Here is a 224-nt window from a genome sequence, read left to right on the forward strand (position 1 = left end):
CCCCGTCGGCGCCGAAGCCCGAACTGAAGTTGGCGGCAAAGCTCTGCGTGTCGTTGGTGGTAAGAACCGACTCGTCGACGGTCAGCGTCGGCTCGGCGCCGGTGGTCGAGATGCTCGGGCCATCATCCTTGAAGTTGAGGTTCTGGCCGATGTCGAGGCTGGCCGACAGGTGGTCGCCATCCTTGTCGGTGACGGTCGCGGTGAGCGTGACCAGATTGTCGGCG

At 64.7% G+C, this 224-nt stretch carries 1 protein-coding gene; it reads right to left on the bottom strand.

The window, feature by feature from the left end; all coding sequences use genetic code 11:
* Positions 1-224 (bottom strand): DUF5801 repeats-in-toxin domain-containing protein (locus tag EOC83_RS32705; protein ID WP_164762446.1); only part of this gene is annotated, 224 nt, incomplete at both ends.

Origin of the sequence: Mesorhizobium sp. Primo-A, from assembly GCF_003997175.1 — a bacterium.
GTDB lineage: Bacteria > Pseudomonadota > Alphaproteobacteria > Rhizobiales > Rhizobiaceae > Mesorhizobium > Mesorhizobium ciceri.